The following is a 9039-nucleotide window of genomic DNA, read 5'->3' as shown; positions in this document are numbered from 1 at the left end:
CGCGGCTCCCTCCGGGCGCCGGCCCCCTCCCCCGGCCGGGCCGGAGTACGCAGGGCGACCCCCGAGGACAGGAACAGCAGCGCGCCCAGCATCACGAACGGCGCCGCCACACCCGCGGCCCCCGCGATCAGCCCCGCCGCCGCGGGCGCGGCGACCTGCCCCAGACGGTTGCCGGTCAGGCGCAGGGCGAGGGCGGTGGAGCGGGCCCCGGCGGGAGCGGCCTGGACGACCGTGGTCATGGACAGCGGCTGCCCGACGCCCAGACAGAAGCCGAGGACGGCCAGGATCAGCGCCAGCGCCCAGACCGGCACCGGCAGCGCCACCCCCGCGCACAGCAGCCCCGCCAGCAGACAGGTCACCGTCAGCAGCACGGTACGGCCGAGCAGCCGCAGCAGCGGGGTGAGGACCAGCCGGCAGGCGATCGTGGCCGCCGCGCGGAGGCTGAGCAGCAGGCCGATGACGGCCGGGTCGATGCCCCGGTGCTCGCCGACCACCGGGAGGTAGGCGGTGAGGATGTCGGTCGCGGACAGCACGGCCAGGCTGATGAGGATGCCCGCGGGTACGCCGCGGGCGCGCAGGATGCCCCGTACCGGCACCCGTGCGCCCTGCTCCGTACGGGATTTCAGGTCCCCGGGCCGTTCCGTGCGCCACAGCGAGGTGAGCGCGACGGCACCGCCCGCTCCCGCCACCAGCAGGGCGAGCGCGCTGGTCCGGGCCATGTCCGCGCCGATCAGCGCGCCCGCCGCGATGGGACCGACCAGCTGGCCGAGCGAGGCGCCGATGGTGAAGTGGCCGAAGTTGCGGTCCTGTTCGTGCGGCGCGGACTGGCGGGCGACGAGCGACTGCGCGCCGATGACGAAGCAGAGGTGGCCGAGGCCCATCACCCCGCTCCACAGGGCCATCGTCCACAGTGATCCGGCGAGGCCGCTCAGCGCGCAGCCGCCGGAGATGAGCACCACGCCGGCCGGGAGCAGGGGCGCGCAGCGGCCGTGGTCGGTGCGCCGGCCGAGCGGTACGGCGGCGAACAGCGGCAGCAGCGCGTACACGCCCGCGATCACACCGACCGCCCGCTCGTCCGCGCCCAGCGCGAGCGCCCGGTAGGAGACCGCGGGCCGGGCCATCGACACCGCCCCCTGCGCGAAGCCGAAGGCGATGACGAGGCGGAGCAGCCAGCCGCGGTTCCCACCGGGCGCCATGATCGGGTCCTTCCTGCCGGTGATCCGGGTGTCCGGCTCAGATGATGCCGAACAGGATTCCGGCCGCGAGGATCAGCAGGCAGATCATGGCCGCCCACTTCACCACGAACCGGGTGTGGTCGCCGAACTCGACCCTGGCCATGCCGACCAGGACGTACACGGCGGGGACGAGCGGGCTGGACATGTGCAGCGGCTGGCCGACGAGGGAGGCGCGGGCCATCTCCAGCGGGGAGACGCCGTGCGCGGCGCCGGCTTCGGCGAGGACGGGCAGGACACCGAAGTAGAAGCCGTCGTTGGACATGAAGTAGGTGAGCGGAAGGCTCAGCAGGCCGGTGACGAGGGCCATGTGCGGGCCCATGCCCTCGGGGATGACGTCCACCATCCACTCGGCCATGCTGTCGACCATGCCGGTGCCCTGGAGGACGCCGGTGAAGACGGCGGCGGCGAAGACCATGCCGGAGACGTTGAGGACGTTGTCGGCGTGGGCCGCGAGCCGGGCCTTCTGGTCGGGGATGTGCGGGAAGTTGACGGAGAGCGCGAGGGCGGCACCGAGCAGGAACAGCACCGGGATCGGCAGCAGCTCCATGATCATGGCGGTGAGCAGGCCGACCGTGAGCAGCGCGTTGAACCAGTACAGCCTGGGGCGCAGGGTGGGGCGGTTCGGGTCGAGGCCCTGGAAGTCGTCGTCCTCGTCGTCGGCGTCCGTGCCGGATCCGGAGCCGGTGCCGCCGGTGTGCTTCCCCGAAGCGGTACCGGGGCCACCGGCCTGCTCCCCCGAAGCGGTACCGGTGCCGCCGCCCGCGCCGACGAGGACCGTCTCCGTCTCCTCGGCCTCCTCCTTCACCAGCACCTCGTCCAGCGTCAGCACGCCCAGCCGCCTGCGCTCGCGCAGGCCGAGCACGTACGCGAGGACGACGACGCCCAGCAGGCCGACCAGCAGGGCCGGGATCATCGGGACGAAGATGTCGCCGGCGTCGAGCTTGAGCGCGGTCGCCGCGCGGGCCGTGGGGCCGCCCCAGGGGAGGGTGTTCATCACGCCGTTGGCCATGGCGGCGACACCGGTCATCACGACCAGGCTCATCTTCAGGCGCTTGTACAGCGGATACATCGCCGAGACGGTGATCATGAAGGTGGTGGAGCCGTCGCCGTCCAGCGACACGATCGCGGCGAGCAGCGCGGTGCCGACGACGATCCGCATCGGGTCCGCCTTGCAGAACCGGAGGATGCCGCGGACGATCGGGTCGAAGAGCCCGACGTCGATCATCACGCCGAAGTAGACGATCGCGAACATGAGCATCGCCGCGGTGGGCGCGAGGCTGGACACGCCGTCGATGACGTAGTCACCGAGGTGGGCGCCCTTGCCGACGAACACGCAGAACAGCGCGGGGATCAGCACGAGCGCCGCGATCGGCGACATCTTCTTCAACATGATCAGGACCAGGAAGGTCGCGATCATGACGAAGCCGAGGATGGTCAGCATGAGTGGATACCTAACGTTCGCCCTTGAACATCCCACCAGGGCCGGCGGTGCGTCGACGTTAGGTTCCGTAAAGCGGCGTTAACAAGACGTCGACCTGCGAGCAATAAGCGCAAAACCCCAGGTCACAGCTTTGCTCAGGTCAGAGCGCCCAACGTTTCGGTCACGGCGGCGCCCAGCGGGGCCACCTCGACGGGGACGCCGTTGAGGACGGCGTTGCCCGACAGCGGGTCGAGGAGGCTGCCGTCGAGGAGCTGGTTGACGTTGGCGCCGGGGTCGGTGGCGGCGTGCCGGGTACGGGTGCCGGGCCGGTCGTGGCCCCAGCCGTGCGGCAGGCTCACCACGCCCGGGCGTACGGCGTCGGTGACCTCGGCGGGCGCGGTCACCTCTCCCCCGGCGCCCTTGATCCGCACCGGTTCCCCGTCCCGTACGCCGAGGCGTCCGGCGTCCTCGGGGTGGAGGTGCAGGGTGCAGCGGTTGGAACCGCCGGTGAGGGCGGGCACGTTGTGCATCCAGCTGTTGTTGGAGCGCAGATGGCGGCGGCCGACGAGGACGAGTCCGGCGGGGCGTTCGCCGAGGGCGGCGCGCAGCCGGGGGAGGTCGGCGGCGATCGGCCCCGGCAGCAGTTCCACCTTGCCGCTGCGGGTCTTCAGCGGCTGCGGCAGTCGCGGGCGCAGCGGGCCGAGGTCGATGCCGTGCGGGTGGGCGAGCAGTTCCTCCAGGGTGAGCCCGTCGGGGTCGGCGCCGAAGCCGTCGCCGTACGGGCCGAGGCGCAGCATCATGTCGAGGCGCCGCTCGGGGCCGTCGGCGCCGGTGAGCAGGGCGGCGAGTTCCTTCGGGTCGCGGCCGTGGACCGGGGAGTGCGGCTCCCGGACCGCCTTGGAGAGGGTCTGGTCGATCACCATGGCGTCGACGGCGTCGGGGTCGGCGCCGTGCATGCCGGTCACGGCGAGGATCAGCCGGGCCAGGATCTCGGTCTCGGCCATGCGGCCGTTCTCCAGGGGGACGGCCGCGCGGGTGTAGCGGACCTGGTTGCGCACGGCGAGGGTGTTGAAGGCGAAGTCGTGGTGCGGGCTCTGCGCGGGCGGGGGCGGCGGCAGGACGACGTCGGCGTGGCGTGAGGTCTCGTTGAGGTACGGGTCGACGCTGACCATGAAGTCGAGTGAGCCGAGCGCCTTGTCGAGCCGGTCGCCGTCCGGGGCGGAGAGCACCGGGTTGGCGGCGACGGCGACGAGGGCGCGGACCGGCTCGCCCTCGTCGGTGGGGGTGTCGATCTCCTCGGCGAGGGCGGACAGCGGCAGTTCGCCCTTGGCCTCGGGGTGCCGGCTCACCCGGGAGTGCCAGCGCCCGAGGGCGAAGCCGCGGCCGGGGCCGGCGGGGCGCGGGGTCCTGTCGGTGGCGGCCTGCGGGAAGAGGGCGCCGCCGGGCCGGTCGAGGTTGCCGGTGAGGATGTTGAGGACGTCGACGAGCCAGCTGGCGAGGGTGCCGTGCGGGACGGTGCAGCTCCCGATGCGGCCGTAGACGGCGGCGGTGGGGGCGGCGGCGAGTTCCCGGGCGAGGGTGCGCAGGGTGGCGGCGTCGACGTCGCAGGCGGGGGCCACGGCTTCGGGGGTGAAGTCGCGCAGCGCCGCGGCGAGGTCGTCCAGGCCCGTGAGGTGTGGTGCGCATTCCCCCGGGTCGGCCAGGCCCTCGTCGAACAGGACGTGCGCCAGCGCCGCGAGCAGCAGCGCGTCGGTGCCGGGGCGGACGGCGAGGTGCCGGTCGGCGAGGCGGGCGGTACGGGTGCGGCGCGGGTCGACGACGGTGAGGGTGCCGCCGCGGGCCCTGAGCGCCTTGAGCCGGCCGGGGAAGTCGGGGGCGGTGCACAGACTGCCGTTGGACTCCAGGGGGTTGGCGCCGATCAGCAGCAGGTGGTCGGTGCGGTCGAGGTCGGGTACGGGGATGGCGTTCGCGTCGCCGAAGAGCAGCCCGCTGGAGACGTGCTTGGGCATCTGGTCGACCGTGGAGGCGGTGAACAGGCTCCGGGTGCCGAGCCCGGCGATGAGCACGGGCGGGTAGAGGGCGCCGGCCATGGTGTGGACGTTGGGGTTGCCCAGGACGATGCCGACGGCGTGCGGTCCGTGCCGCTCGACGACGGGCCGTATCCCGGCGGCCACGGCGTCGAACGCCTCCGCCCAGGTGGCCTCGCGCAGCTCCCCGTCGACGCGGACGAGCGGGGTGCGCAGCCGGTCGGGATCGGAGTCGACGGCCCCGAGGGCGGCGCCCTTGGGACAGACGAAGCCCTTGCTGAACACGTCGTCGCGGTCGCCGCGGGCGCCGGTGACGCGGCCGTCGTCGATGGTGAGCGTCAGGCCGCAGGTGGCCTCGCACAGGGGGCAGATACGAAGGGCGGTGCGGGACACGGGTCCTCCCGGGTGCGGCGGCTGCGGTGACGCGCGGACGGGCCGAGCATACCGACCGGTAGGCATGGAGGGGAGGGGGTCGCCCGGAGAGCTCCCCCGGAGAGGGGGCCGTTCAGTCCAGCGCCCGGGCCAGATACGCCCGCAGCATTTCGCGCAGTTCGCCGATGACCTTCTCGTCCCCCTCGGGCGCCATCCGGAACGCCAGGTGGACGAGGGCGTCGGCGGTCTCGACCGCGACGAGGAAGGCGCGGCGCAGGTCGTCGTCGGCCGCGCGGCCGAGGTGGCCTGAGAGCAGGTCGGTGAGGCGGTCGGCGACGCGGTGGTTGGGTTCGGCGCGGCGGGTGCCGACGGGTATCTGGTTGCCGAAGTCGACCAGGGAGAAGCCGGGGGCGGTGCGCTTCATGTGGAGGTACTCGTCGAGCACGACGTCCATGGCGTGCCGCCAGCCCCGGTCACCGGTGACCCCGATGCGTTCGGTGACCCGTTCCGTGAAGCGCTCCAGGTTGCGCTGGGCCAGCGCGTCGGCCATCTGGCGCTTGTTGCCGAAGAAGCGGTAGACGGAGCCGATGGGCACGCCGGCGCGCTCCGCGACCGCGCGGGTGCTCAGGTCGTCGTAGCCGGCCTCGTCGAGGAGTTCGGCGCAGGCGTCGAGGATCCTGGCCAGCCGTTCGGCGCTGCGCCGCTGCACCGGCGCTCGGCGGAGCGATGTCGCGTGGGGCACGGGCCTCATCATGCCCGCTCGTCCCCGCCCGGGGAACCTCGCCCTCCGCCGCGGCCCCGCCCGTCCGTTCCGCGCGCCTGTTCCGGGGGCGCCGCGCCCATCGGCGCGGCGCTCGGGTCGGGGCCCGGTTCCCGGTCCGACACGGTGATGTCGGCCGTGCTCTCCACGGGCTCGCCGTCCACGGCCCACACCGAGCCGTCGTCGGCGTACAGGCGGGCGGTGACGTGGTGCGTGCCGCGCGGGACGGAGTCGCCGGGGAGGTGGTACTCGGGGGTGCGCAGCAGGGCGACGCGGCGGCCGTTCAGCTCCAGGTGCGCCAGTCCGCGGCCGGCGACCGCGCGCCCGCCGGTGCCGTCCGGGGAGAAGCGGAAGTTGCGCACGGTCAGCCGTACGTCCCAGCCGCCGTCGGTGTCCGGGGTGACCTCGACGCCGACGGCGGGCGCGGCCTCCGCGTCCACCTCGCGGTAGGGGCGGCCCTCCTCGTCCCGCTCGTCCAGGAGTTCGCCGGCCGGTGAGGACGGCTTCCCGTCCTCACCCCGGGCATCACTCGGACCGCAGCCCGCGGATCCGGCCAGGAGTGCGACACAGACCGCGAGCGCGGTGATCAGGCTCCGCGTCCACGACATGCCCGGGAGCGTAGAACACGGGTACGACATCGCGGATCCCCCTGAAGTCGGGTTCCGTGTCCTCCGTCGAGAGGAGGCGAACGGAGATCGCGTCTCCCCCTTGCGCCGCGGAAATCGCAATCCTACGGTGTTGCATAGGAATTCGATCGCAAGGGAGCACCGGGCATGAGCGGGGACGCGCGCAAGATCGCCGAGGGGCTGGAACACCTCTCCGGTTTCGGCAACGAGCACAGCTCCGAGGCGGTCCCGGGAGCCCTGCCCGAGGGCCGCAACGCGCCGCAGCGCGCGCCGCTCGGGCTGTACGCGGAACAGCTGAGCGGTACGGCGTTCACCGAGCCCCGCGCGGAGAACCGCCGCTCCTGGCTGTACCGGATCCGCCCGTCGGCCGCCCACCCGGCGTTCACCCGCACGGGCAACGGGGCGCTGCGCACCGCGCCCTTCACCCAGACCGTGCCCGACCCCAACCGGCTGCGCTGGAACCCGCTGCCGGAGCCGGACGGGGGCACCGACTTCCTGGCCGGACTGTGGACCCTGGGCGGCAACGGCGACGTCACCCAGCGCACCGGCATGGCCGTGCACCTGTACCACGCCACCGCCTCGATGGACCGGGTCTTCAGTGACGCCGACGGCGAGCTGCTGATCGTCCCCGAGCACGGCGGGCTGCTGCTGCGCACGGAGTTCGGCCTGCTGCACGTGGAGCCGGGACACATCGCGTTGATTCCTCGTGGGGTGCGGTTCCGTGTGGACCTCCTCGAGGACTCCGCCCGCGGTTATGTGTGCGAGAACTACGGGGCGGCGTTCCGGCTCCCCGACCTCGGCCCGATCGGCGCCAACGGGCTGGCCAACGCCCGGGACTTCCGGGCGCCCGTCGCCGCGTACGAGGACGTCGAGGGGCCGGTGGAGGTGGTGAACAAGTTCTGCGGCAACCTGTGGTCGGCCACGTACGACCACTCCCCGCTGGACGTCGTCGCCTGGCACGGCAACCACGTGCCCTACGCCTACGACCTGCGCCGCTTCAACGTGATGGGCACCATCTCGTACGACCACCCGGACCCGTCGATCTTCACGGTGCTGACGTCCCCGAGCGACACCCCGGGGCTGGCCGGGGTGGACTTCGTGGTCTTCGCACCCCGCTGGCTGGTGGGTGAGGACACCTTCCGGCCGCCGTACTTCCACCGGAACGTGATGAGCGAGTACATGGGCCTGATCGAGGGCGCGTACGACGCCAAGGCGGAGGGCTTCGTGCCGGGCGGGGGCTCGCTGCACAACATGATGTCGGCGCACGGCCCGGACCGGGAGACGTTCGACCGGGCGAGCGCCGCGGAGCTGCGCCCACAGAAGATCGACGACGGCCTGGCCTTCATGTTCGAGACCCGCTGGCCGGTGTCCCTGACCCCCCAGGCGGCACGGGCGGAACACCTGCAGCAGGGCTACGACGACGTGTGGCGGGGACTGGAGCGTCACTTCCGGCCGCTTTGATCCGGTTCGCCTCCGGGGTGCCCCGGCCGGTGCCGGGAGCCCGGCCGTGCCCGGCCCTCCGGGCCTGCGCGCGCCCGGCCTCCCGGCACCGGCGCACCCTGCGGCTCACGTTGCACCGAAAGCTCTCCGACCGGTACGGATAAGCCCGTGACCTCCTTCGCTCCGGATTCGATCGTCCTGAACCGCAAGTTGCCGCTCTGGTATCAGGTGTCGCAGTCGCTGCGCGCCTCGATCCTCGGCCGCTCGCCCCAGGACCCCCTGCGTCTGCCCACCGAGGAACAGCTCGCCGGGCACTACGGGGTGAGCGTGCTGACCATGCGGCAGGCGCTGAAGGAACTGGAGGACGAGGGGCTGATCACCCGCCACCGCCGGCGCGGCACGTTCATCGAGCCCGGCGCCCGGCGGGGCGCCCCGGTGCGGCTGCTGGGCTCGGTGGACGCGATCGTGGCCCAGCAGTCCGGCATGACGACCGAGCTGCTGGAGCACGGTCCGGCGCCGGTGCCGGCGGAGCTCGCCGAGTACTTCCCGGACCTGTCCGAGGCGGCGGCGTACCACCGGCTGCGCGGCGACGAGAAGACGGGCGAGCCGACCAACCACGCCCGCAACTGGGTCCGTCCCGAACTGGCCGCCCGCATCGACCCGGCCGACCTGCTGCGGTGGCCGATGACCAAGGTGCTGCGGGATGTCGTCGGCGCGGACATCAGCCGCATCACGGACACGGTGGAGGCGCGGCTCGCGGACCCGGAGACGGCCCGGCTGCTCCAAGTCCCGCTGCTCAGCCCGATCCTGCACTACACGGGCGTCACCTACGACACCGGCGGCCGTCCCCTGGACGTGGCCGTCATCCACTACCGGGGCGACCGCTTCTCCTTCACGGTGACCCTGGACGCCACCTGATCCGCCACCCCCCACAGGCCGTACGATGCCCTGCGTGACGCACGACGACGCTCCGCTGCTGGCGGACCTCATGCCGTGGTCCGTCGCACCGCCGCGGCTCGGCCGGGGGTGGCCGGCGGCCCCCGACGCGGCGTCCCTGAAGGCCCGTTGGGACGCCCTGGTGAAGGCCGAGGGGCCGGACCGCGAGGCGCTGTTCGAATCGACCCGTTCCCGGACGCCGCACACCGCGGTCGGCCGGCTG

General features: G+C 73.1%; 7 protein-coding genes and 1 pseudogene. 3 read left to right on the top strand and 5 right to left on the bottom strand.

Annotation, left to right across the window (positions count from 1 at the left end):
- The 5 genes from B7767_RS43130 to B7767_RS43110 all read right to left on the bottom strand — a co-directional run.
- Positions 1-1196, bottom strand: a 1196-nt coding sequence (locus B7767_RS43130) for an MFS transporter (protein ID WP_085576539.1), incomplete at its 3' end; no start/stop codon positions are given.
- A gap of 37 nt (positions 1197-1233) precedes the next feature.
- The gene (locus B7767_RS43125; RefSeq protein ID WP_085576538.1) at positions 1234-2676 is read right to left on the bottom strand and encodes a CitMHS family transporter; all 1443 of its coding nucleotides are present in this window, start codon (positions 2674-2676) and stop codon (positions 1234-1236) included.
- 134 nt (positions 2677-2810) lie between these two features.
- Positions 2811-5075 carry a molybdopterin oxidoreductase family protein gene (locus B7767_RS43120; protein ID WP_085576537.1) on the bottom strand — a complete coding sequence of 755 codons (2265 nt, stop codon included), beginning with the start codon at positions 5073-5075 and terminating at the stop codon, positions 2811-2813.
- Between the two features lie 112 nt (positions 5076-5187).
- Positions 5188-5805 (bottom strand): TetR/AcrR family transcriptional regulator, encoded by a 618-nt coding sequence (locus B7767_RS43115; RefSeq protein ID WP_085576536.1) that lies wholly within the window; start codon positions 5803-5805, stop codon positions 5188-5190.
- A complete protein-coding gene (locus tag B7767_RS43110) occupies positions 5805-6422 on the bottom strand; it encodes a hypothetical protein (RefSeq protein WP_256923792.1) in 618 nt (205 codons plus the stop codon). Before B7767_RS43110 ends, B7767_RS43115 begins: the two co-directional genes overlap by 1 nt.
- A 165-nt stretch (positions 6423-6587) precedes the next feature.
- Here B7767_RS43110 and hmgA point away from each other — a divergent pair, with 165 nt between their 5' ends.
- The 3 genes and pseudogenes from hmgA to B7767_RS43095 form a co-directional block, all read left to right on the top strand.
- On the top strand, positions 6588-7901 hold the full coding sequence (hmgA, locus tag B7767_RS43105) for a homogentisate 1,2-dioxygenase (RefSeq protein WP_085576534.1): 1314 nt from the start codon (positions 6588-6590) through the stop codon (positions 7899-7901).
- A 147-nt stretch (positions 7902-8048) separates the two neighbouring features.
- Positions 8049-8798: a GntR family transcriptional regulator gene (locus B7767_RS43100; protein ID WP_085576533.1), complete on the top strand. Its 750-nt coding sequence runs from the start codon at positions 8049-8051 to the stop codon at positions 8796-8798.
- 25 nt (positions 8799-8823) lie between these two features.
- Positions 8824-9039 (top strand): annotated as a pseudogene (locus B7767_RS43095) (DNA methyltransferase); the annotation flags it as partial.

The organism is Streptomyces sp. 13-12-16, from assembly GCF_002114215.1.
GTDB lineage: Bacteria > Actinomycetota > Actinomycetes > Streptomycetales > Streptomycetaceae > Streptomyces.
This window is presented reverse-complemented; position numbering and strand designations above follow the sequence as displayed.